This window comes from Chitinophaga solisilvae (assembly GCF_009928525.1).
GTDB classification, from domain to species: Bacteria; Bacteroidota; Bacteroidia; order Chitinophagales; family Chitinophagaceae; genus Chitinophaga; species Chitinophaga solisilvae.
The window spans coordinates 460,905-484,598 of sequence record NZ_JAABOK010000001.1 but is presented as its reverse complement, the minus strand read 5'-3'; the positions used below and the strand labels follow the sequence as shown (position 1 = coordinate 484,598).

18 protein-coding genes are annotated in these 23,694 nt (G+C 49.2%); 8 read left to right on the top strand and 10 right to left on the bottom strand.

Features of this window, described 5'->3' with window-relative positions; translation table 11 throughout:
* Positions 1-4: 4 nt before the first annotated feature.
* From GWG06_RS01675 to GWG06_RS01660, 4 genes are all read right to left on the bottom strand, one after another.
* On the bottom strand, positions 5-3,094 hold the full coding sequence (locus tag GWG06_RS01675) for a SusC/RagA family TonB-linked outer membrane protein (RefSeq protein WP_160710956.1): 3,090 nt from the start codon (positions 3,092-3,094) through the stop codon (positions 5-7).
* A gap of 459 nt (positions 3,095-3,553) precedes the next feature.
* The gene (gene aspT / locus GWG06_RS01670; RefSeq protein ID WP_127044194.1) at positions 3,554-5,263 is read right to left on the bottom strand and encodes an aspartate-alanine antiporter; all 1,710 of its coding nucleotides are present in this window, start codon (positions 5,261-5,263) and stop codon (positions 3,554-3,556) included.
* 67 nt (positions 5,264-5,330) lie between these two features.
* On the bottom strand, positions 5,331-5,789 hold the full coding sequence (gene rnhA / locus GWG06_RS01665; RefSeq protein WP_127044195.1) for a ribonuclease HI: 459 nt from the start codon (positions 5,787-5,789) through the stop codon (positions 5,331-5,333).
* A gap of 157 nt (positions 5,790-5,946) precedes the next feature.
* The gene (locus GWG06_RS01660) at positions 5,947-7,584 is read right to left on the bottom strand and encodes an acyl-CoA carboxylase subunit beta (RefSeq protein ID WP_160710954.1); all 1,638 of its coding nucleotides are present in this window, start codon (positions 7,582-7,584) and stop codon (positions 5,947-5,949) included.
* A 68-nt stretch (positions 7,585-7,652) separates the two neighbouring features.
* Between GWG06_RS01660 and GWG06_RS01655 the strand changes: the two genes are divergently transcribed.
* Entirely contained in the window at positions 7,653-8,111 is a 459-nt protein-coding gene (locus tag GWG06_RS01655; RefSeq protein WP_158631544.1) for a DinB family protein, read from the top strand.
* 141 nt (positions 8,112-8,252) lie between these two features.
* Here GWG06_RS01655 and GWG06_RS01650 read toward each other — a convergent pair whose 3' ends face one another.
* Complete coding sequence (locus GWG06_RS01650; protein ID WP_160710953.1) at positions 8,253-9,185, bottom strand: bifunctional helix-turn-helix transcriptional regulator/GNAT family N-acetyltransferase; 933 nt, start codon at positions 9,183-9,185, stop codon at positions 8,253-8,255.
* Between the two features lie 193 nt (positions 9,186-9,378).
* Between GWG06_RS01650 and GWG06_RS01645 the strand changes: the two genes are divergently transcribed.
* A complete protein-coding gene (locus tag GWG06_RS01645) occupies positions 9,379-10,821 on the top strand; it encodes a sodium:solute symporter (RefSeq protein ID WP_127041305.1) in 1,443 nt (480 codons plus the stop codon).
* 128 nt (positions 10,822-10,949) lie between these two features.
* Here GWG06_RS01645 and GWG06_RS01640 read toward each other — a convergent pair whose 3' ends face one another.
* Complete coding sequence (locus GWG06_RS01640; RefSeq protein ID WP_160710952.1) at positions 10,950-11,903, bottom strand: ion channel; 954 nt, start codon at positions 11,901-11,903, stop codon at positions 10,950-10,952.
* Between the two features lie 69 nt (positions 11,904-11,972).
* Positions 11,973-12,680 carry a DsbA family oxidoreductase gene (locus tag GWG06_RS01635; RefSeq protein ID WP_160710951.1) on the bottom strand — a complete coding sequence of 236 codons (708 nt, stop codon included), beginning with the start codon at positions 12,678-12,680 and terminating at the stop codon, positions 11,973-11,975.
* 153 nt (positions 12,681-12,833) lie between these two features.
* Between GWG06_RS01635 and GWG06_RS01630 the strand changes: the two genes are divergently transcribed.
* Complete coding sequence (locus GWG06_RS01630; RefSeq protein ID WP_127041311.1) at positions 12,834-13,238, top strand: winged helix-turn-helix transcriptional regulator; 405 nt, start codon at positions 12,834-12,836, stop codon at positions 13,236-13,238.
* On the opposite strand, the gene GWG06_RS01625 is transcribed toward GWG06_RS01630, so the two are convergent.
* Entirely contained in the window at positions 13,239-14,159 is a 921-nt protein-coding gene (locus GWG06_RS01625) for an NADP-dependent oxidoreductase (RefSeq protein ID WP_160710950.1), read from the bottom strand.
* Positions 14,160-14,254: 95 nt separating this feature from the next.
* Here GWG06_RS01625 and GWG06_RS01620 point away from each other — a divergent pair, with 95 nt between their 5' ends.
* From GWG06_RS01620 to GWG06_RS01605, 4 genes are all read left to right on the top strand, one after another.
* Positions 14,255-15,586, top strand: coding sequence for a DEAD/DEAH box helicase (locus GWG06_RS01620; protein WP_160710949.1), 1,332 nt, complete (start codon positions 14,255-14,257; stop codon positions 15,584-15,586).
* Between the two features lie 418 nt (positions 15,587-16,004).
* A complete protein-coding gene (locus GWG06_RS01615; RefSeq protein ID WP_127041317.1) occupies positions 16,005-16,562 on the top strand; it encodes a sigma-70 family RNA polymerase sigma factor in 558 nt (185 codons plus the stop codon).
* A 49-nt stretch (positions 16,563-16,611) separates the two neighbouring features.
* The gene (locus GWG06_RS01610) at positions 16,612-17,763 is read left to right on the top strand and encodes a FecR family protein (protein ID WP_160710948.1); all 1,152 of its coding nucleotides are present in this window, start codon (positions 16,612-16,614) and stop codon (positions 17,761-17,763) included.
* A gap of 30 nt (positions 17,764-17,793) precedes the next feature.
* Positions 17,794-18,747, top strand: coding sequence for a helix-turn-helix transcriptional regulator (locus GWG06_RS01605; protein ID WP_160710947.1), 954 nt, complete (start codon positions 17,794-17,796; stop codon positions 18,745-18,747).
* Between the two features lie 24 nt (positions 18,748-18,771).
* On the opposite strand, the gene GWG06_RS01600 is transcribed toward GWG06_RS01605, so the two are convergent.
* Complete coding sequence (locus GWG06_RS01600) at positions 18,772-19,656, bottom strand: LysR substrate-binding domain-containing protein (protein WP_160710946.1); 885 nt, start codon at positions 19,654-19,656, stop codon at positions 18,772-18,774.
* A 131-nt stretch (positions 19,657-19,787) separates the two neighbouring features.
* Between GWG06_RS01600 and GWG06_RS01595 the strand changes: the two genes are divergently transcribed.
* The gene (locus tag GWG06_RS01595; RefSeq protein ID WP_127041325.1) at positions 19,788-21,029 is read left to right on the top strand and encodes an MFS transporter; all 1,242 of its coding nucleotides are present in this window, start codon (positions 19,788-19,790) and stop codon (positions 21,027-21,029) included.
* A gap of 17 nt (positions 21,030-21,046) precedes the next feature.
* Here the strand turns inward: GWG06_RS01595 and GWG06_RS01590 are convergent, their stop codons facing one another.
* A complete protein-coding gene (locus GWG06_RS01590; RefSeq protein WP_202182921.1) occupies positions 21,047-23,470 on the bottom strand; it encodes a TonB-dependent receptor in 2,424 nt (807 codons plus the stop codon).
* Between the last annotated feature and the right edge of the window lie 224 nt (positions 23,471-23,694).

Sequence of the window (23,694 nt, the reverse complement as noted above, 5' to 3'; positions counted from 1 at the left end):
GTTTTTAGAAGCTCAGATTAATACCGGCAGAAACGGATTTCACCGCCGGATAACGGTAATAGGTGGTACCTCCCACTGTCTGCTCAGGATCCATACCCTTATGGTTATAGAGAGTGAACAGGTTTTCGCCCTGCACATACACCGTAATGTTGTTGAGATGAGCTTTTTCCATCAGTGATTTAGGCAGGTTATAGCTCAGGTTCACACTTTTCAGCCGCGCATAGCTGGCATCGTACAGGAAGCGCGTTGAGTTGGCGGTGAAGTTGTTGGTAACGGTTGTCAGCTGCGGCACATCAGTATTCCGGTTGGAAGGAGTCCAGGCGTTCAGCATTTCTTTTGACCAGGCACGGCCTCCGGCGCTACCGGTACCCATCAGGAAAGTATAGTCATTATCCAGTACTTTACCACCCAGGCTGTACACGATGAGGAACGACAGGGAGAATCCCTTGTAGTTGAAGGTATTGGTTAAACCGCCATACACATCGGGCAGGGAAGAACCGGAATAATACTGGGTTGCAGCGCTGTAGTTGCTGGTATCGGAGATACTGCCGTCTTTATTGGTATAATGCCAGAGCGCCGTACCTGTTTTAGGATCTACGCCTGCCCATTCCCGGATATAGAAATCATAGATGGATCTGCCCACCATTAATTTCTTGGTGCCGCTGATGATTTCTGCCTGTGGCAGTTCGGTGATTTTGTTTTTGTAATGCGTCATGTTCAGGCTCACCTGCCAGCTGAAATCCTTTGTTCTAACCGGCACTGCATTGAGTGTCAGTTCCACGCCGGTATTTTTCAGTGCGCCGATATTTTCATCTATAGTAGGATATCCGATAGAAGGTGGTTTAGGTCTGGAGAACAGCAGATCTTTAGACTTACGGATAAAGAATTCCACTGTACCACCGAAACGGTTATCGAACATGGAGAAGTCCACGCCTGCGTTGAGATTCAGGTTTGTTTCCCACTTCAGGTCAGGATTATAGAGTGCATTGCGGTAGGTACCACCCTGACCGAGGTTACTGTTCACCACAAACAGTGGCAGGTAGTTATAGTAGCGGGTAGCGCCGAGGTTATCGTTCCCTTGTCCGCCGTAGCTGGCGCGCAGCGTCAGCAGGTTAAGCCAGGAGCTGTTCTTCAGGAAATCTTCTTCAGTAGCTTTCCAGGAAGCGCCCAGCGACCAGAAGGTACCGAGGTTTTTACCGGGTGCGAACCGGGAAGACCTGTCTCCTCTTAAAGAGGCGGAGAAGAAGTATTTGCCCAGATAATCGTATTCCGCGCGGCCGAGATAACTGGTAAGCGCATACGAATCGCGGTACCCGTCGAAGTTGCTGATCAGCGCGGCGCCTGCGGGCTCGTCCAGTCCCGGTACAGAGAATCCGGATTTGTTACCTACTTCAAAGGAATAGGTGGATTTATAGGCTTCCTGACCTGCCAGGAGGTTCAGATGGTGCTTTTCGTTGAAAGTAGTTTCGTAGGTCAGGATATTATTGAAGGTCCAGCTGAAATACTTGAAGCTGCCTTTGCTGACAGTACCGCCTACTTCCGCATCAAATCCGAGCGTAGGGTTGGTATAATCGTGTGCCTGGCGGTTGGAATAGTCCGCGCTGTAGCTGGTTTTAAACTTCAGTCCTTTCCAGAGGGTTGCTTCAGCGTATACGCGGGCAGATACATCATCACGGATAGTATCGTGCCTGTCTATACCGGAAGTCTGTACCAGGTTGGTTCTGGGGTTAGCGGGATCCGGGCGGTAATCGCCGTAATCGAAAACCCTTTTACCATTGGCATCCAGTTTATACGCGCCGGTATTGGGGTCGCGTACGTAGATGGGATACATAGGCCCCATGAGGCGGCCGTAGTTGATATAGTTATCGCTGCGGCTGTCTTCAGAAGGAGGCGCCTGCTGATCGGAATGGGCTGCGCTGAGGTTTAATCCTACTTTCAGCCATTTGCGGGCATCTATATCGATGTTGCTGCGTACGTTATAGCGTTTGAAGCCGGAGCCGAGATAAATACCCTGGTCATCGAGGTAACCGCCTGAGATGAAATAGCGGGTATTGTCGGTAGCGCCGCTGATGCTCAGGTTTGCTTCCGTACGGTGACCGGTCCGTTGCATGGCTTTATCCCAGTCGTCGTTCCACAGCGGAACAGCGCCGGCAACAAGTTTGCCGTCGGTGCCTACCGGCTGCGGATATTTGCTGCCATAGGGGTTGATGCCCAGTTCGTCCACCAGGCCAGCGCTGGCATTTCTGGCAGCAGTCAGTGAATCCCGGTTGTTGGCCAGCTGTGTGTTGAACATAGCACGCCAGTACATCTGAAAGTAATCGTCTGTACCAACGGTTTCATAATTCTTCACCGCTCTTTTGGAGAAACCCTGACTAACGCGGGCGTCTATACGACTTCCTTTGACCTTTCCTTTTTTAGTGGTGATGATGATAACGCCGTTAGCGCCGCGGGACCCGTACAGGGCGCTGGAGGCGGCATCTTTCAGGACGCTGATGGATTCTATATCGAATGGATTGATGGCGCTCAGGTTGCCGCCGTAGGGTACTCCGTCTACAACGTAGAGCGGATCAGCAGAGGCGTTGATGGAACCAACCCCGCGGATACGGATAGAGGCATCTGTACCCGGCTGGCCGCTCTGGGAGGCGCTTTGCACACCCGCTGCCAGCCCCTGCAGGGCTTTGGATACGCTGGATACCTGACGGTCTACCAGCTCATCACTTTTGATCTGTGATACAGATCCGGTATAGGAGCTTTTCTTGGCAGTACCATAGGCGATAACTACATACTCATCCAGGTTTTTCCCGGATGCCTGCAGCTCTATGCGCAATGGCGTGGTGCTGACAGGCACTTCCTGTGGTACCATGCCGATATAGCTGATAACCAGTGTGGTAGCTGCCGGATCAGTCACTTCCAGACGGAAGCTGCCATCAGGGCCGCTAACCGTACCTTTTGTACTACCCTTTACGACGATAGTGGCGCCGGGCAACGGCTCCTTTTCTTTGGCTGATACAATGGTACCTGTGACCGTGCGTACCTGCGAATATGCTGCCAGTGGCCCCAGCAGCAGTAAAATAATCAGCAATCTTTGTAACATAAGCAAATGTTGATATTAGATTGGTTAGGAGAACTGATAAGACAATACAAAGCCCCGCCGGTTAATAAACGGCAATAGCATTGATCTTTCCCATTATTGAATTAAATCAGGAATGTTTATCATCCTTGAGCAGTGAGGATCTGCCCGGAAGATAATGCAGTTGATTATTAACAGCTACAACAGCACATGTTGTGACAGAAAAGTGGCTGGTTCTTCATTTCCATAAATCGGCTTCCTTTGATGTAAAATTTCATTGAATAATCATTATTCTACAATTCCTATAGACTAATGGGATGCAAAGCTAATGCCTTTACTTTTTATCAACAAAAGAAATGTTAAAAAAGTTGAAAATAAATTTCAACACAGGAGGTCACATACACGACTGGAGCGGATTTCAATATATTCTTTTGTGATGAATGGTGAAATTATTATATCATAAAAGAAAATAAACAGCAGCGGTTAACCACCTTTATGGGTTAACAATACTATGATAACACCCGAAGTAGTTAACGTAATATTGGCTACTGCATATGCTACGGTATACCCCAGCGCAGGCACCTTACTGTTAAGCGCATCCTGTACCGCCAGCAACGGCGCTGATTCATCATGCGCGCCGGCACAGGCTCCCAGCCCTATCGCCGGATGAAACTTAAACACATACTTGGAGAGAAACAACGCTACCACCATCGGCAGTAAACTCAGCACTGCGCCAGCCAGGAATAAAGTCAGCCCTTCTTCTTTCAACCCCTGTAAAAAACCTTCGCTGGAAGAAAGACCTACGATGGCAATGAAAACATGCAATCCCAGCTTTGACAGCACCCATTCCGATGCCGGCGGTATATAGCCAAAACGCGGAATAGCACTGCGCAGCCAGCCAAAAAACAAACCGGCGATCAGTGCACCACCACTCGTACTCAGCTCTATCGGCACATTGCCGATGCGCACACTCATAGCGCCCACCAGCGTACCTACCACAATACCGGCAGCGAGGTAAACAATATCTGTTTCCACTCCTACCCTTTCCTTATAGCCCAGCAAAGGTACCGCTTCATCCAGTTCTTCCTGCGGCCCCACCAGTTCTGCAATATCTCCTTTGGACAGTACCGTATTGGGACTTAACGGCATCTCTATACCTGTTCTGGTAATCTTGCGCACACTTACCCCATGCAGCAACGGCACCAGCTTTTTAATAGGCTTGTTGACCACATTCTTTTTATTGATAATCACATTCACACGCTGTACCGGAAATGCCAGCAGTTCCGCATCGGCTACTTCCTTGCCCAGCATAGCTTCTGAAGCAATAGCAGCGCTGCGTTGCCCGCCTACGGCAATAATATCTCCTGCACGAATTACAAAATCCGGCGGCGTTGCCATCATTTCGCCATTCCTTCTCACCCGCAGGATATACAGCAACCGCTTCTTGCGCAGCAGCATCTGCTCTATCTCCTGCACTGTTTTACCATCTCCGGTCAGCTCACTGTTCACCAGGTAAGCCCTGAATGCCACCTGGTCATATGCCATGGTAACGTTTTCGTCGCCCTCCGCAGCATTCTCTGCCAGCGTAGCTTCCAGCTTCTTCGTTTCTTCAATCAGCTTCTCCCGGCTGCCCGACATAAACCACGGGCCTACCACCGACAGAAACCAGCTGGTACCCGCCGTACCAAAAATATACGTTACCGCATAGGCTACCGGTATCTGATTAATCAGCCTTGTCTTTTCATCATCGCCGATGTTCAGTTCACTGATCGTATTGGAAGCCACCCCGATTATGGCGGAGCATGTATTGGAGCCAGACATGAAACCTGCCGTGGTACCGGTTTCGAAGTTCAGTATTTTTGCAATAATCAGGCAGAAGACCACACTGCTGCAGCAGACCATAAAAGAAAACAGGGCAATGGGCACCCCGTCCTTTTTCAGTCCCTGGAAGAACTGCGGACCAATACTATATCCTGTACAGAAAAGGAAAAAAAGGAAGAAGATGGATTTGGTAGCACCGGGAATATGAATATGCCAGCCGCCAATCAGAATACCTACCAGCAGCACCCCGGTAACGGTGCCCAGGGTAAATCCCCTGATACGTATCTTGCCTATCAGAAAACCTATAAGCAGGGTTAACATGACGGCTATCTCCGGATACTGTTGCAGTGTTTGAATGAACCAGGTAAGCATAAACGAAAATTGGATTTTCCGCTTATATTACAATCCTGGGCATCAGTTGGTTCGCGGCGCTGCTGCTTTAATTTCCACTTTCAAAACCTTCATCTATCAGCCAGTTGCCGCTATCGGCAGCCTGTGTGGCCAGTTCATCGCAACGGTTGTTGAGCGGATTGCTGGCATGCCCTTTTACCCACTGCATTTTTATTTTGTGTTTTCTGTACAACGGAATAAACCGCAGCCACAGATCTTTATTCTTTTTGTCTTTGAAACCGGTCTTCACCCAACCCCATATCCAGCCTTTCTCTATACTATCTACCACATACTTGCTGTCAGTAAAAACTGTCAGCTCCTGTCCGTCTTTCTTCAATGCCTCCAGCGCCGTAATCACCGCCAGCAGCTCCATCCTGTTGTTGGTCGTCTTGCGGTAGCCCTGCGATAATTCCTTCCTGATACTCCCCCAGATAAGTACAACACCATATCCTCCAGGTCCCGGATTACCCCGGGATGCACCATCTGTATATATTTGTAATTGAGCCATAAGGCGCAAAGATAATAATTGGGATTAATTATGAATTACGAATGATGAATTATGAGTTAAAGCGAAGATTAAAGCGGATATGTAAAATATCATCCGCTTGGATCCTCGCTTTAACTCATAATTCATCATTCGTAATTCATAATTAATCCCAATTGCTTTATACCTGAAAAACGCCTACATTAAATGCTTCTCCTATCGGTGCATTATTAGCGGCTTTGAGGGATTCTGCGATTTTCAGGCGGGTATCCAGGGGATCGATGATATCATCTACCCACAGGCGTGCGGCTGCATAGTAGGGTGTTGTCTGGCTGTTATATTTTTCAGTGATTTCGTTGAGCAGCCGGGTTTCGTCTTCGGGTGTAATTTCCTGGCCTTTGGCTTTCAGAGAGGCCACCTGTATCTGCAGCAGTGTTTTTGCGGCCTGTTCGCCGCCCATAACGGCTATTTTAGCAGAGGGCCAGGCGAAGATAAAGCGGGGATCGTAGGCTTTGCCACACATGGCGTAGTTGCCGGCGCCATAGGAGTTACCGATGATAACCGTGATTTTGGGAACAACGGAATTGGCTACGGCGTTGACGAGCTTTGCGCCGTCTTTGATGATGCCGGCATGTTCACTTCTGCTGCCAACCATGAAGCCGGTAACATCCTGGAGGAATACCAGGGGAATACGTTTCTGGTTACAGTTCATGATGAAGCGTGCGGCCTTGTCGGCGCTGTCGTTATAGATAACGCCGCCCATCTGCATTTCTCCTTTCCGGCTCTTTACTATTTTGCGTTGGTTGGCTACGATGCCAACGGCCCATCCGTCGATGCGGGCATAGCCGCAGAGGATGGTTTTGCCGTAGTCCTGTTTATACTGATCAAAGGCAGAATCATCCACGATGCGGTGAATGATGTCGAGCATGTCGTAGGGCCGGCTGCTGTCTACCGGCAGAATATTATCCAGTTCTGCTTCCGGCATAGCCGGAGGCGCCGGGGCAATACGGTCAAAGCCCGCGCCGGGGGTATGTCCCAGCTTACTCACTATTCTTTTCACCTGATCCAGGCATTCTTCATCATTTTTGAATTTATAGTCGGCTATCCCGGATATTTCAGTATGTGTAACGGCGCCTCCTAACGTATCCGCATCTACGTCTTCCCCGATAGCGGCTTTCACGAGATAAGGTCCTGCCAGGAAAATGGAACCGTTGCCTTCTACCATCAGCACTTCGTCGCTCATGATAGGAAGGTAAGCGCCGCCGGCCACGCAGCTGCCCATGACAGCGGCGATCTGGGTGATGCCCATAGCGCTCATCCGTGCATTGTTGCGGAAGATGCGGCCGAAATGTTCCTTATCCGGAAATATTTCATCCTGCATGGGAAGAAATACGCCTGCACTGTCTACCAGGTAGATAACAGGCAGGTGGTTTTCCATCGCTATTTCCTGCAGCCGCAAATTCTTTTTACCGGTCATCGGAAACCAGGCTCCTGCCTTTACCGTCATATCGTTGGCTACAATCATACACTGCCGGCCGCTGACATAGCCAATACCGCCTACTGTGCCGGCTGCCGGGCATCCGCCGTATTCCGGGTACATTTCCCAGGCGGCAAAGGCGCCGATTTCTGTAAAGGGAGTATCCTTATCAATCAGGTATTGGATACGTTCCCTGGCCGTCAGCTTACCACGCTGCCGTACCTTCTCCAGACTTTTCTTCCCTCCTCCCTGCTCTATCAGGCCCATGCGCTGTTTCATAGTACTGATAGTTCTTCTCATCGCATCTTCATTTTTGTTTGATTCCAGTTCCTCTTGATTCATAACGTTTGGGTTGTTTTTATTTAAAAATAGGCACAAATGAGTTAACTTGATTTTGTAATTTAATGATTATGCAGCTTACAGAACACCTTGCTTCTTCCATTGAGGCACTTTATAACGGTGAACCCTGGCTGGGCGTAACCTTTGAAGAACATCTCCCCCGTATCGACGCCCGGCAGGCAACAGCCAGGATCAATGACTCCAACTGCATCTGGCAGATCGTCAACCACATTATTTTCTGGCACCAGAGGGCCCAGCGTTATATTTATAATGAACCTCCGGAAAAGGACGGCGACCTGCCCGATTTCTATATGCCGGACAACCACGGAGAAGAAAACTGGCAGGCCACCCTGCGCCGCCTGCAACACTCCTTTGAACAGATGGCAGCCACCATCCGCAAATTCCCTGAGCAGGAATTATTTGATACCTTCCCCGGCACCGACCAGGTAGCTATTTATTATATCCAGGGCATCGCGGAGCATGATGCGTATCACCTGGGACAGATTGTGCTGTTGCGTAAATACCAGTAAAGATGTAGTTATTTAAGATTTGGTTATTTGAGATTTTGACACACCGACGTATATACTTTTGGACTTAAAAGACCAACGGTATATACGTCGGTGTGTCAAAATCTCAAATAACCAAATCTTAAATAACCAAATCTTAAATAACTACATCACATCCAGCTCAAACCGTTGCTCATACAGCTGCTGCCCCCATTGCTGCAGGTGTTTCTCGCCGGTTTTGCGGAAGCCGTTTCTTTTGTAGAGATCGATGGCGGTCGCCTGCATGTCGGTGGTCAGGAGGTATACTTTCTGGTATAGTTTTTCCCGGCAGAAGTCAATGGCTTCCTGCAGCAGTTTTTTACCCAGTCCTTTTCCCCGGAAGTCGGGATGAACAATGAACCAGCGTAGCTGCGCCAGGTGGCGGGAGGAGCCGATGATGGCCACAGCGCCTACTATTTTATTGTCGCAGGTGGCGAGGAATACGCGGTCCTTGTTGGTATTATAGGTGGGAAGGAAGTCATGGAATGTTTTGCAGACATAGCTTTCAAACTCAAGGTTATAGCCGCTTTCCCTGGCATAGAGTTCCCCGTGCAGGTAAATGAGGTAGCCAACGTCTCCGGGCTGGAGGTTATAACGGATACGTATATCCGAAACGGGAGCGGATGCCGGGTCTGATAATACGCCTTCTATGGTTTTCATGGCGCCGGCGACCTGCTGTTGCTGCTTTTCCGTCAGCGGGCTGATGATGCGGTCTATTTCTCCGGATGATTTTTCATCCAGGGAAGACATCAGCTTCTTCCCTTTGGCAGAGAGCTGCAGGTAAAAGGTGCGCCCGTCGGCCGGCGACCGGTGGCGGGAGATAAGACCGGCGGTTTCAAATTTCTTCAGGATCCGGCTCAGGTATCCGCCGTCGATCTGCATGGCGCTGGTCAGCTGACCGGCCGTACATTTTTCGGTGTGCGCAATTTCGTATAATACCCTTACTTCCGACAGGGAAAAGTTACTGTCCAGGATATGCTGGTCCAGCAGGCCGATGACGCCTGTATAAAAGCGGTTAAAATGGCGTATTTCAGCAACCAGTGATGATTCGGATGACATAGCAAATTGTTTTTCAACACAAATCTACGCAAATACTTGACTAAGTCAAATATATTATCTGACTGAAGCAAATATTTTTTCCGGGAGATATCCGGGTAATTTTCAGGGGAGATAACCTGCTGAAGATATTATATTTGCGTTCTGCCGCTATTGCTTCTTCGAAGGAAAGTGGTATCTTGATTAAATTTGATTTATGTCGCCAGGATTATTATTCTCTTTTGTCATTGCCTACTTTGTCATTCTGCTGATCGTTGCCTGGTATACAGGGCGCAATTCCAATAACGATTCCTTTTTCATCGGCAACCGTAACAGTAACTGGATGCTGGTTGCATTCGGGATGATAGGCACCTCGCTGAGCGGGGTAACGTTTGTAAGTGTTCCGGGAGCCGTAGGTAAAGATGCCTTTACCTATTTCCAGATTACACTGGGCTATTTCATCGGCTATATTACCATCGCGTATATATTGATTCCGCTGTATTACCGGCTGCAGCTCACCTCTATCTATAATTACCTGAGTACCCGTTTCGGCCCCAGGTCTTATAAAACAGGCGCTTCCTTCTTTATTCTTTCCCGCACGCTGGGCGCTACCGCACGCCTCTACCTGGTAGTGAGGATACTGCAGGATGCCATACTCTCCAGCTTCGGCGTACCCTTCTGGGTTACCACGCTGATCATTCTTTTCATGATCCTCGTGTACACCTATGAGGGCGGTGTAAAAACCATCGTATATACGGACACGTTACAAACTACCTGTATGCTTGCAGGTTTGATCATCTGTGTCTTTTATATACTGCATACCATGAACCTCAGCTTCGGGGAAAGCATTGCCGCCATGGAAAGCAGGGGGCTGACGAAAATATTCGTCTTTGATCCGAACAGTAAGCTGTTTTTCGTCAAGCAAATACTGGCCGGCGCCTTCATCACCATTACCATGACGGGCCTCGACCAGGAAATGATGCAGAAAAACATCTCTGTAAAAACACTGAAAGATTCTAAAAAGAACATGGTATCCCTGGCCTTCATCATGCTGATGGTGATTGGCCTCTTCCTGTTCCTGGGCGGTCTGTTACACCTGTATGGCGCACAGCAGCAGGTGACCGCTGAAGGCGATAACCTCTTCCCGGCACTGGCCCTGCATCATATGCCGCCGGTGATTTCCGTCATCTTTATCATCGCGCTGATCTCTGCCCTCTTCCCCAGCGCCGACGGGGCTATGACAGCCCTCACCTCCTCTTTCTGCATCGACATCCTGGATATGCAACGCAGAAACGACTGGTCTGAAGCGCAAAAGAAAAAATACCGGCAACGTATACACCTCCTGATGGCTTTCGTTTTCCTGCTGTTTGTATTATTGTTCCACTGGATCAATAACCAGAGCATGATCGGCGTGATCCTGAAAGTAGCTACCTACACATACGGCCCGCTGCTCGGCCTCTTCGCCTTCGGCATCTTTACCAAGCGTACCGTAAACGACCGGCTGGTTCCACTCATATGTATTGCCGCCCCGCTGCTCTGCTATATAGTAGACAAAAACCAGAGCGCTATTTTCGGCCAGTTCCAGATTGGACTGGAGCTGCTGATTATAAACGGACTTTTTACGTATATAGGGCTGTTGGGAATTTCGAGGAGTAAATAATTACGAATTGCGAATTGCGAATTACGAATTACGAATGAGGAGCGAAGACATAAGCGAAGAAGTAAATTCTTTATCCGCTTATGTCTCCGCTCCTCATTCGTAATTCGCAATTCGTAATTCGTAATTATTTACTCCGTATCAACGGATTGATTCAGCCTATGCAGCTCCAATATCGTTGTTGTGCCGCTCTCGCGGTACATGGGAACAAATTTGCGGTTGAAGCGGATTTCCCGGAAGGTATACGAGGTGCGTTGCAGCACCGTGTTGGCGTATACGTCGTTGAAACCTTTCACGAGTACATAAATTTCTACGTCGGCGTTTTCCATGTCCTCAGCGGTAAAGCCCAGCAACGGGCTGTTTTCGTTAACAGGATGAACAACGGTCCAGTTCATGGAAAGAGATTCTATCCTGGCTCTTTCCAGTTCCAATGTATAGAATTTATAGACCGGTGCGCCGTTCTCCTGCACCTGTAAGCCTACAGTGACCAGTACTTCCACATTGGTGAGGGTGTGATTATCTTTATAGGAGGCGAAACGGAACATGAGTCCTCTGGCGCCCTCGCGATAGGTGCCTATCAGCGCTTCATCACTGAATACCAGGTGAGCTTTGGGCCGCGAAAAACGGCCGTAGATAAGACCTGTCGCTACAGCGAAAGACATGAAACCAGACATGGCTTCAATGGCGGCTACTATATTGGCGCCGTCGCCCACCGGGTTTACCCGACCGTAACCTACGGTGGTAAAGGTTTCTGTACTGAAGAAAAATATTTCCTTAAACCGTATCCATGGCGTGGAGCCGATAATACCCTGAAACTGGTCTGTACCGATGAGCCAGTAGATACCGGAGAAAAGCAGGTTGATGGAGAAGTAAAACAACAATACCACAATGGTAAATTTCCATACCGGCAGATTCAGCATCAGATGGTATACGTTAAAGCGTTCCCGGAAGGGACGCCCTTCGCGGCGGATATTGAAGGTGCCGTCGCGGTTAATAAACCGGCCTCCGTACGCTGTTGGATTGGTACCGAAGCCGGTGTCGTTATTTTGTTTTGAAAACGGGTTGATCCTCTTGAGGAGCGACATAGACAGACTGATTTGAAAAACAAATCTAACAAGATATTGTCATCACTGTCTGAAGCCATCATTAATTTATCAGTTACAGGTTCCGTCTGGCGAGCAAACCGGGCCTTCTATATTTTCCAGGGTAGTCAGCGGTTGTGCTTTCTTCCATTCGCCGAATGCCTGGGTGAGCGCCTGGGTGAATGCTTCTACCGGTTGTGCGCCGGCCACTCCCAGCTTGCGGTCCATTACAAAGAAGGGAACACCGCGTGCCCCCAGTTGCTGCGCTTCCAGGCCGTCGGTATTCACTGCGCCGGAGAAGTCATCAGAGCGGAGCATGGCTACGACCGCATCCCTGTTCAGTCCTATGGCAGCGCCGATGTCAGCAAGCGTTTCATGATTGCTGACATCTTTCCCGTCTGTGAAATAGGCAGCAAACAATTGTTCTTCCACCGCATCTCCCAGCTGGTGCTGTTTGGCAAACTGTATCAGGCGGTGTGCGTCAAAGCTGTTGGCTACCACGGCTTTTTCAAAATGAAAATCCAGTCCTGACTCTTTCGCCATGCCGGTCATCTGTGCCAGCGCCTGCGCTGCCCATTCGCGGCTCTCGCCCTTAATGGACGCCAGGTAATCATAAATATCCCTGCCCGGCTCCTGTTTCAGGCCGGCGTTCAGCTGGAAGCTTTTCCATTCCACCTGAATGCTGTCCTTTTCCGGAAACTGTTCCAGTGCCGCTTCAAACTTACGTTTACCGATGTAACAGAAGGGGCACATAATATCAGACCATATTTCTACTTTCATATTTTTCATTTTTTAGAAAGAAACATCACAAAAGTAATATATTTGCTATCTAAAAGTTAGCAGTTACCTAAAGGTTAGCACTATACCATAGGTAAGCGCTTTATTATTATAACATACGGGGAAGTGCGAAGATGAAGAGGATATAATTATCATATGCAAACAACTGAACTGAAATCAGGGAAGATAGCCAGGCCCAAAAGCTGCGAGGAAGCGGCTAAAGAGAACGGGCACCGGGACTGCCTGGGAGTGATTATGCCTGTCAGGGATGCGCTGGATGTCATCAACGGCAAATGGAAGCTGCCGATTATCATTGCCATCTCCAACGGGCATCAGCGATTCCGGGATATAGAGAGAAGCATTCCGAAGATCACCTCCAAAGTATTGTCCAAGGAGCTGAAGGACCTGGAAACGCATAAACTGATCCGGCGGCAGGTGTATGACAGCCAGCCGGTGACGGTGGAATACACGCTTACCCCATATGCCGCCACGCTGAATCCTGTGATAGACGCGCTTTTTACATGGGGTAAGCAGCACCGGAAAACTATTCTGGGAAAATGATTATTCAATCAGCAGTACTACCTTGCCTCTTCCTGGCCCTCCCAGCCGGCTGTACTCCTGTGCGGCAGCGGCGGCAGACAAAGGCGCAAATACTTTTCTGACAGCGGGCGTTATCAGCCCGCGGTCCAGCAGCCGGGCCACTTCCTGCATGGCGCGTACTGATTTTGCGCCGCTCCATACCGCCCTGATACCGGCAGCGGCAGCCTTTGCCTCATCGGGCTTTCCTGCGATGGAAACCAGTGTGCCGCCGGATTTTACCAGCTGATAGGAACGCTCCAGTGTGTCGCCGCCAACGGTGTCCAGTATCAGGTCTGCCTGACCTGTCTGTGTTTCAAATGGCGCGGCCTTATAATCGATGACTTCATCCGCTCCCAGTGATGCCACGAAATCAATATTTTCTTCTCCGGCAGTAGCTATCACGTATGCGCCGGCATGATAGGCCAGCTGCACCGCCAGGTGCCCTACTCCACCTGCCCCTGCGTGTATGAGTACCCGTTGTCCTTTTGTCAGCCTGCCCTCTTCAAAGAGCGCGCTCCAGGCGATTTTAGCCCCACCCGCAGCAGCAGCCTGCTCAAAGGAGAGATGAGCAGGTTTGGGAAATATCCGGCTGGCATCTGCGGCAGCACAGGCTGTATAAGACCCGTCTACTGAGCCATACACGGCCTGTCCCACTTTCAGGTGCGTCACACCTTCCCCGAGGGCAATCACCACACCGGAAGCCTCCACACCGGGAATAAAAGGCAGCGGCCTTGCCAGCATTCCTTCCCGCATTTTCCAGTCCACCGGATTCACGCCGGTGGCTGTAATATTAATCAGCACCTGTCCGGGCCCTGCCACGGGCGGCGGTACTTCTTCCAGTTTCAGTTCTCCGGGACCTCCGTACTGATGCACCCTGATGGCCTGTATATGTATATCGCGCATGGTTATATTTTTATACGTATAAATGTATAGAATAAGGAACAGAAAACGCACCCGGAAAATATTAGTTACCTTCGCCGTTCATATTTAGAAGTAACATGACATTTCGTGATTTAAACCTGAACACGCCCCTTTTGAATGCGCTGGATGAACTGGGTCTCAGCAAACCTACCACCATACAGCAACGGGCATTTTCAGTAATCATGTCCGGACAGGACGTGTGTGGTATAGCACAGACAGGTACAGGTAAAACCTTTGCCTATCTGTTGCCGGTGCTGCGTCAATTTAAATTTTCAAAAGAAAAATATCCGCAGGTACTGATCCTGGTGCCTACCCGCGAGCTGGTAGTACAGGTAGTGGAATCTGTAAAGAAGCTGACACCTTACATGAGTGTGGAAGTGATGGGCATTTACGGCGGTGTAAACATGAATCCGCAGATGGCTGCCGTGCAGAATAAACTGGATGTGCTGGTAGCCACACCGGGCCGCCTGTATGATGTTATTCTGAGCGGCGCCCTGAAAGTGAAGTCCATCAAAAAGCTGATCATTGATGAAGTAGATGAAATGCTGAACCTGGGCTTCCGTACACAGCTGCGTAACATCATGGACCTGCTGCCTCCCAAAAGGCAGAACCTGATGTTCTCTGCTACCATGACCGAAGAAGTGGAGGCGATGATAAACACGCACTTCGACAATCCCGTTCGTATAGAAGCCGCGCCTGCAGGCACTCCGCTGGAAAACATCGATCAGATAGTATACCGCGTACCTAACTTCAATACCAAAGTAAACCTGCTGGAGCTGCTTATTTCCCGGGACGACAGCATGACCAAAACGCTGATTTTTGCGGGCACCAAGCAACTGGCAGACGATCTCTACGAACAGCTGCAGGAGCGTTTCCCGGAAAAGGTAGGCGTGATACATTCCAACAAGGAACAGAACCACCGTTTCAATACAGTAAACCAGTTTCAGTCCGGCCAGTACCGGTTTCTGATAGCCACTGATATTATTGCGCGCGGACTTGATATCGCTGAAGTAACGCATGTCATCAACTTTGACACGCCTGATGTCCCGGAGAACTATATACATCGTATAGGAAGAACGGGCAGAGCCGATAAGAAAGGGATTGCCATTCTGCTGACCAAAGAGCTGGAAGCAGAACAGCTGGAAAACATCGAAGCACTGATGGATTACCGTATACCGGTAGCGACGCTGCCGGAAGACCTAGTCATTTCAGATGTGCTGACAGAAGATGAAAAGCCGAAGGTACACATGCGTAATACGCTGGTGAAGGCGCCGAAGCGTACAGAAGCCGGCCCTGCTTTTCACCAGAAGCTGGCAAAAAATATGAAGACCAATAAAAAAATCAGCCATAAAGAAAAGATGATGCTGAAATACGGCAAACCGAAGAAGCGTAAAGCCAGAAGAAAATAAGGTTTATTGGGTTATTTTTTTATTTGGTTATTTGAGATTTGATTAAGATTTACTGATTTTGGGATTTTGGAATTTTGAGATTTATAAATGCAGCGAAGATCTTACATTTTTTCGCTGCATTTATAAATCTCAAAATTCCAAAATCCCAAAATTCGTAAATCCGTAAATTCCCCAGGGGGCACATTTTGTGGATACAAATCTCAAATAACCAAATCTCAAATAAACACATGCATAACATTTGCTTAACAACTTTATAATCGTTTGTTAAATCCATAATCTTCCCCTCATCGAATATATCCACTGAGTGCGCCGGAAATATCTCAGGGCCATTCGAGCGACATCCTTCAACGTGTTACCGGTGAAAACAACCAAATGCGGGTCGACACCAGCCTGCCAGTCATCAACCGACTAGTCTTGCATGAATGCCATCTCGAACGATATTGAGTTACTTGCCTACCTGAAATCGGGTTGCCTGCAGGCCTTTGAGCAGTTCTACGGTCATTACCGGGAGTGGCTGCTGATTACAGCGATGACCTTTCTGAAAGATGAGGAAGCCGCGCGGGAGCTGGTGCAGGAGTTTTTTATTGACTTCTGGCAGCAGTCGTTGTATCTGCGGATAGACCTGAGCAGTACTGCCAGCATGAAGAATTTCCTGTTTGTAACGATCAAGAACCGTTGTCTGAATCAGATGGCGAAGGATGATACGCAGCGCAGGCGGCTGCAGCGTATATTACAGCCGGGCACGGTAGTGCTGCCGGCAAGCCGGCTGGAGAGCCAGGAGCTGGCCGCACAGCTGGAAGGCGCCATCAGCCTGCTGCCGGAGCGGCAGTCACAGGTATTCCGCCTTGCTTACCAGGAACATAAAACCAGGAAAGAAATTGCCGCTGCCATGGAGATCAGCGAAGAAACCGTTAAAAAACAAATTGCCAACGCCCTCAAGTCACTCCGCATTACTTTAAAAAAATTCCGTTTTTAAGATACCCCGTCCTTCCGGAATTGCTGTTATTTATAACAGAAAGATTGTTATGGAAAAAGTATACCAGTTAATGACAGAAAAGCTGGCCGGCATTATTTCGGCAGCGGATGAAGCATTGCTGGATGAGTTAATTGAAGAAGACGAACAGGTAAGGGATTTATGGGAAGAAATAAGGCTGACGCCGAAGCCGGTGAACAATAAACCCTGGCTTGACATCAGCAGTTTTGCCTTTAATTCAACTGCAGACGAACCCGAAAAAGTATACCGGCTTCCCCTGCAATGGGTGGCCGCAGCCCTGTTCCTGATTGCCGGCTGCATCGGCGCCTGGATGACCTGGCGGCACAGATCCGGCAGGCAGCCAGCCACCATAGCCACCGCTGCCACTGCGACCTCTTCGCTTCCTGTTCCGGCAGAAAACTATCACCTCAGCAACACGCAGCTGCAACTGGCAGATGGCCGCACCATAGATCTTTCCACCAGCCAGCAGGCAATATCCATCGGCAGCAATCAACTACATACCAGGCATAAATCACTCACATATACTGCCTCGCCGGATATGCCGGCCGGCATTAACAGAATTACCGTACCGATTGCGTCAGACTATAAGGTCACGCTTTCCGATGGCTCGGTGGTATGGCTCAACTCCGCCTCCACCCTGCAATTCCCGTTCTCGTTCAGCAGCGCCTCCCGTGAAATTACCATACAGGGAGAAGCCTTTATTACCATTGCCCCACTGGCAGGAAAACCATTTATTGTTCATCTGCCCGGCAGCACCATACAAGTGCTGGGCACTTCCTTCAACCTCAACAGCTATGATAAAAACCATATCAGGGTATCACTGGTAAACGGCGCAGTAAACATGCAGCTGGGCAAAAAAACCATTCCGCTCAAACCCGGTCAGCAAGCCGTTTACAAAGAAACCTCCGAAGCAGTCACCGTCCGGCCCTTTGATGCAGACGATGAACTCAGCTGGCGGGAAGGCATCTATCATTTCTCCAACGCATCCCTCGACGAACTCAGTAAAGTAATTCCCCGCTGGTTCGGCGTTACAGTTGTGATAGACAATCCCAAAGCCGCCAATACCATCTTCAGTGGCAGGATGAGCCGGGATATACCACTGATGGACCTTTTACTGGTACTGAAAGAAACTTCCGCCGTTGATTTTTACTTCTCCGCGGACAGTACACTACATTTCAAATAAGTTGTCACACATCTTTAAACCGCACCACACATGAAGCCGACCTCCAAAATCCTGTACATTGAAAGGGAAAATCAACATTCCGCACAACACCATGAAATACCTGCCGTATATCATGACCAGCTGATTCCCTATGCCCGGTACTATTATTATGAAGATGAAGACGGCGCTATACTGGATCAGCATATCCGCACCAGCGAATTTTCTATCTGGGTACACAACATCAGCATGCGGCCCGGCATAGAACTGCGGCCCGTAGCGCAACATCCGGTAATCGCCCTACATGCCGCCGAACAAACCACCAGCACAGCGCCACAGCAGGAAGTAGGCATCTCCAGCATGATGACCACCAGCCATACCACACTGCCGGCAGCCAACAGCACCTTACGCCTGCACATCAACATCGCGCCGGCAACCGTGCCACACCTCGCCAACGAATTTCCGGCGATGAAAGCACTGGCCGACATACCCGTTTCCGCTATCCCAGGCCCTTTACATAAAGGTCCCTTCCTCCTGAATACCACCAGCCGCCGGATACGCAACAGGATATTAAACGGGAAATATATCGGCGACACTGCCTATAATTTTTTCAGACGCAATGCAGCGGATTTCTTTGGTAACTACAGCCGCAGACTCGCAGCACCGGCGCCGATCATGATGAATCAGCTGCAACACACCCTACTGCAGGATATCTTTTCCTACATCGTGCAAAACCTGCACCTGTCACATACCTACCAGGAAATACAACAACAGTTCAACGTGGAAAAAGCACTGCTGCTTCGTCCCTTTGAACAGGAATTTCATGTAACACTCCCTGAACTGGTACTGCAGGAAAAAATGGCGCTGGCATTCGAACTGCTCAGCACCCGGTCTGTGACCATCTCCGGAGTTATGGAGAAAACAGGATTCCATTCGCACACCGCCTTCATGCATACCTTCGAGCACTATTATAAATGCGGTGCACTGCAGGTAATGGACGCGCAGTAATTTCTTCTTCCCTCAGAATAACTGCTATGATTGCCTGCCCGCAGTTTTCAGCAGGTCCTGTATAAACAGGTCCGCCGCCTTTTTCCGGTAGGTACCCTTCTGCCATAATACCATAGCCCGGCGTATCAGCTCGCGGCCTTCTATAGGAACAGACACCAGGTTCTTCCATCCTATCAGCGCCCGCTCATTAATCAGCGTAGCCCATCGCCCGCTTTCCAGCAGCGACAGCAACGCATGCACATCATTCAGCTCCATTCTTATTTCAGGATATACCTTGTGCTTCTCCAGTACTTCGTTTAACAGGTCACGGGAACTGAACCCTCTCGTTGCCAGGATCATTTCCATGCCATGCAGCCGCTTCAGGTTGATGCGGGAAAGCTGCGCCAGCGGATGTTTCTTCGACACGGCCATCACCACTTTGGAATTAAACAGCTCCTGCTTCTCAAAATCAAGCGGCGCGGTATGCTGATGAAAAGCAAGGATAAAATCCAGTTCGGAAGTGCGCACTTTCCGCTCCAGGTCTTCCGTAGTACCATAATCCACAAAGATGCGGATACCCGGATACTTTGCGGTAAAGGCCGACAGAGCAGGCAGCAGCACGGAGGTAAAAGCATACGTAGCGCCTATACGAAGCTCACCGGTTAACAGGTTCTGTAAATCTTCAATCGCCTGACGCCCCTTTTCTACATCCAGTAATATCTGCCGGGCATGCAGCAGAAATACACCACCGGCTTCCGTCAGCTGTACATGCCTGCCTACCCTGTCAAACAGCGGCATCCCCAGCTCCTCTTCCAGCTGCCGGATCTGCTGCGATAAAGTAGACTGCGTGACATACAGCGCTTCTGCCGACGCTGTAAAGTGCGCTGTTTCTGCTGCTTTCACAAAATAAGCCAATTGCCTCAGTTCCATAATCAATCGTTTTTACTAATGAATACGATTAAAACAATCTATTTTACAAATATATCATTCCGGCCGAAATTTGCATCATTATTAAAAGGAATGAGCACGCTTCATTCCCGCTGACTAAACCAGATGATTCAATGGATGTTTTTCGTTCTTTAAAGTCCCGCAACTTCCGGCTTTTCTTTTATGGCCAGTCTGTCTCCCTGATAGGCACCTGGATGCAGAAAACCGCTGTATGCTGGCTGATTTACCGGTTAACCGATTCTGCCTTGCTGCTGGGCGTTGTAAGTTTTGTAAGCCTCATCCCCTCCTTGCTGTTATCCCCGTATGCCGGCAGCTATATAGACCGTCATAACCGCTACCGTATCATGATGGCCACACAGGTGATCTCCATGATACAGGCCGGCGCACTGGCCGGCATGATACTGCTGCGGTTTTACAATATTCCCGGCATCATAGCCCTATCGCTGGTACAGGGCATCATCAATGCTTTTGACGTCACCTGCAGGCAGTCGCTCATGGTGGAAATGGTGGAAAACAAGGAAGACCTGCCCAATGCCATTGCGCTGAACTCTACCATGTCCAACTTTGCACGCATTGCCGGCCCCGCGCTGGCCGGCATTGTACTCAGCACCTTCGGGGAAGACATCTGCTTCGTCGGTAACTTCCTCAGTTATGTACCGGTATTGATTTCCCTGCTGATGATGAAGATGACATTACCGGAGATACAACCGTCAGAACACAGTATATGGAAAGAGTTAAAAGAAGGATGGGATTATATTTCGGGAGACAAGGACCTTTCTTCCCTCCTACTGATGCTGGCCGCCAGCAGCCTGCTGGTGATGCCTTTCAATACGCTCATGCCCATTTTTGCAAAAGACATTTTCCATGGCACAGCCAAAACCTTCAGCTGGTTTGAGAGTGCGGCCGGACTCGGCTCTATCCTCTCTGCTGTTTATATGGCACAGCTGAAAGGCGGAAAGGATATGGTGAAGATCATGATTACCGCCAGCCTGATATTCGGATTGAGCCTGATATTGCTCTCCTACTCCGGATGGCTGCCGGTGGCGCTCTTCTTCATGATGCTCTCCGGGGTGGGTATGATGGCACAGACATCTGCCATCAACACCTACATACAAACGCATGCTGTTCCGCAGATGCGGGCAAGGGCTATCAGCTATTACATCATGGCTTATCAGGGCATGATTCCTATTGGCAGTCTGCTCACCGGTTTAATGTCGCACCTGATGGGGCCCAGGCTGACTGTTTTCTTTGCAGGACTGGTCGGGATAGCGGCTACAGTGGTATTCGTACAACAAAGAAGAAGGCTTTCAGCCGGCCAGAAAGAAGAGATTCTTTCCGGACAACTGAAAGCCTGATTATAAAGATTTACTCCTTAAAACTTATACGCAATGCTGGCGTTTACGTTACGCAGCCGCTGCGGGTTGATGGTGGTGTAACCGGTATAATATTGTTTGTTGGTCAGGTTATTCACCTTCAGTCCGAAACGAAGGCGTTTAGCTTCGTAGAACAGGCTGGAATTCAGTACTACATAGGAAGGCAGACTGAAAGTACCAACAAAGTTATCATTTACTACTTTGATTTCGCTGGAGTAGTTACCGCCAAAACCAATACCCAGGCCTTTTGCAGCACCGCTGGTTAACCGGTAGCTTACCCACAGGTTAGCCGTTGTAGGAGCGCCGGCGGTAGTAGGACGCAGGCCTTCCACATCCGGATTGGCCTTCTCAAATTTAGAATCATTGTAAGCATAGCCTGCCACGATATCCAGGCCACGTACCGGGTTAGCCACGATTTCAGCTTCTACCCCTTTACTGCGCTGGTTTCCGTCCTGAATAGAGAAATTCTGATGAGCAGGATCGGCACGTACCAGATCTTTTACCTTAATATCGTAGTAGCTAACGGTACCGGTTAAACGACCGTCCAGCAATGCTACTTTCACACCACCCTCAATCTGGTTGGCCTGTTCAGGCTTAAACACCTTACCATCAAAGGAATTACCGGTTTTGTTGGTAAAGCCGTTCTGGTAGTTGGCAAAGAGGGAGATTTTATCTTTCAGCGGCTGATATACGATACCGAATTTGGGAGATAATGCAAACTGCGTATAGCCCTGATCGTATTTACCGGTAGTGTCATTGTATTTTCCGATGAAATCATAGTAATCAGCTCTCAGTCCTACCTGCACCAGGAAATTATCTGTGATATTTAGTACATCTGACACATAGGCGCTGTAGGTGTTCGTCATATTTTTGATCAGATAAGGAAACCCTGTTCCTCTGATGCCATATATCTTGTCCAGGTTTACCCGGTTAAAATCTGTGTAGGTAGGGATACGGCCGGTAGACGGGATAGAGTCGAATGTACCGCCGCCAAACACCTGGTCTGATTTACGGTGGAAGAAGTCCAGACCGCCCACAAACCTGTTACGCAGGCCACCGATGTTGAAATCGCCATTGAAGTTCTGCTGAATTTCCACCACCCTGTCAGTACTGTTATTGGTGAACTGATCGTTACGGGAGATAGAATCGTTGGCCAGCAGGTAGAAATACGGAGAAGGACCGTTGGAGAAACTGTTGGTAGTAGTTACGTTGGTCTGCATTCTCCATTTGTCGGACAGGCGATAGTTCATTTGTCCGAACAGGTTGGTATTGCGGTATGTCTGATACAGGCTGTTATCGCCCAGGTAAGAGCGTTTGTAATCCAGTTTAAGTTTATCAGCCCTGTCTGCACCCAGCTGGGAAATTGGCATACCATAGGTAAAGAAGAACACCTGGTCGCCAATGTTCTGGCCTGCATAGTATTCTGCATCGAAGTTGAAAGTCAGGCGGTCGCTGGCTTTATACGTCAGGCTGGGAGCCAGTGCAATGCCGCGGCTGAAGCCATAATCCTGGAAGCTGCCTTCATAGTTATAGGCGGCATTCACGCGGAGTAATACATCTTTTTCTTTGGTCAGCGGTGTATTGATATCAGCGCTGACGCGGTTGAAGCCGAAGCTGCCTGCAGCGATGGCTACTTCGCCGCCGGTAACGTCGTATGGTTTTTTAGTAACGCGGTTAATCAGACCGCCGTAGCTGGTGAGGGCGTTGCCGAATAAAGTAGCAGAAGGGCCTTTGATGACTTCTATTCTGTCGAGGTTGGCAGCATCGATACGGGAAGTTACATTACCTGCAATACCGTTACGCAGCTGGCTCTGTACTACGAAGCCACGGGAAACGTAGAAGGAACCTCCATCTCCGCCCCTGCCGGTGGCGCCCCACATTTTGGTGATACCGGTGGCATTCTGCATAGCGTCATCTACGCTGAAAACCAGCTGTTGCTTCAGGAGTTCCTTGGTAATGGTGGTATATACCTGTGGATTCTCCATATTTTTCAATGGTATTTTAGCTACATCGTAGGTAGTTGTACGGATTAATTTCTGCTGGTTGCCCGCTACCACTACTTCCTGCAGTTCCTTGCTGGAGGTGGTCAGTTTCAGGGTAACCCTGGATATTTTGCCGGCGGCTACCTGTACCTGTTCTACAATAGTGTTATGCCCCATCAGGGAGATAACGATTTCGTGGTTACCAGGAGTAACGCGGCTGAAAGCAAAGGCGCCATCAGACTCAGAAACGGTTGTCTGATTGGTTTCCTTCAGCAGTACAATCACATCAGCAGCCGGGCGGCCGTCGGAGGTCAGGACTTTTCCCCTGATAGTACCCGTAGCTTCTTCATCGGGAGTGATGGCAAAAGAGATAAACGGTGTAAACAGTGACAGTCCAAGTATAATAATCATCGACATAACAATGCCGCCTCTATTCCTCATATAATAAAATTTTTGCAAAATTGCGCTGTTTCCTGCCTGCTACCATATCGCATCGGGAAAATGATTTACGCAATAAGGAAATTTCCACAACATATAGGGGTTGATGGTAATATCAAACGTCTATTTTCAAGGCGGATAGCTGGCCTGCAGATCAAAACTTTAACAAGTCTGCAACGCCGGCAGCAACTACACATATTAATTTTTTAATAATTTTACCGCCAGAA

Excerpts from the sequence above, each read along its gene's own strand:
- aspT (WP_127044194.1), bottom strand. The coding sequence starts at position 5,263 with ATGCTTACCTGGTTCATTCAAACACTGCAACAGTATCCGGAGATAGCC.
- GWG06_RS01635 (WP_160710951.1), bottom strand. The coding sequence starts at position 12,680 with ATGAAAGTAGAAATATGGTCTGATATTATGTGCCCCTTCTGTTACATC.
- GWG06_RS01650 (WP_160710953.1), bottom strand. The coding sequence starts at position 9,185 with ATGTCATCCGAATCATCACTGGTTGCTGAAATACGCCATTTTAACCGC.
- GWG06_RS01640 (WP_160710952.1), bottom strand. The coding sequence starts at position 11,903 with ATGTCGCTCCTCAAGAGGATCAACCCGTTTTCAAAACAAAATAACGAC.
- GWG06_RS01655 (WP_158631544.1), top strand. The coding sequence starts at position 7,653 with ATGCAGCTTACAGAACACCTTGCTTCTTCCATTGAGGCACTTTATAAC.
- GWG06_RS01600 (WP_160710946.1), bottom strand. The coding sequence starts at position 19,656 with ATGGAACTGAGGCAATTGGCTTATTTTGTGAAAGCAGCAGAAACAGCG.
- GWG06_RS01620 (WP_160710949.1), top strand. The coding sequence starts at position 14,255 with ATGACATTTCGTGATTTAAACCTGAACACGCCCCTTTTGAATGCGCTG.
- GWG06_RS01645 (WP_127041305.1), top strand. The coding sequence starts at position 9,379 with ATGTCGCCAGGATTATTATTCTCTTTTGTCATTGCCTACTTTGTCATT.
- GWG06_RS01590 (WP_202182921.1), bottom strand. The coding sequence starts at position 23,470 with ATGAGGAATAGAGGCGGCATTGTTATGTCGATGATTATTATACTTGGA.
- GWG06_RS01625 (WP_160710950.1), bottom strand. The coding sequence starts at position 14,159 with ATGCGCGATATACATATACAGGCCATCAGGGTGCATCAGTACGGAGGT.
- GWG06_RS01610 (WP_160710948.1), top strand. The coding sequence starts at position 16,612 with ATGGAAAAAGTATACCAGTTAATGACAGAAAAGCTGGCCGGCATTATT.
- GWG06_RS01615 (WP_127041317.1), top strand. The coding sequence starts at position 16,005 with ATGAATGCCATCTCGAACGATATTGAGTTACTTGCCTACCTGAAATCG.
- GWG06_RS01660 (WP_160710954.1), bottom strand. The coding sequence starts at position 7,584 with ATGAATCAAGAGGAACTGGAATCAAACAAAAATGAAGATGCGATGAGA.
- GWG06_RS01605 (WP_160710947.1), top strand. The coding sequence starts at position 17,794 with ATGAAGCCGACCTCCAAAATCCTGTACATTGAAAGGGAAAATCAACAT.
- GWG06_RS01595 (WP_127041325.1), top strand. The coding sequence starts at position 19,788 with ATGGATGTTTTTCGTTCTTTAAAGTCCCGCAACTTCCGGCTTTTCTTT.
- rnhA (WP_127044195.1), bottom strand. The coding sequence starts at position 5,789 with ATGGCTCAATTACAAATATATACAGATGGTGCATCCCGGGGTAATCCG.
- GWG06_RS01630 (WP_127041311.1), top strand. The coding sequence starts at position 12,834 with ATGCAAACAACTGAACTGAAATCAGGGAAGATAGCCAGGCCCAAAAGC.
- GWG06_RS01675 (WP_160710956.1), bottom strand. The coding sequence starts at position 3,094 with ATGTTACAAAGATTGCTGATTATTTTACTGCTGCTGGGGCCACTGGCA.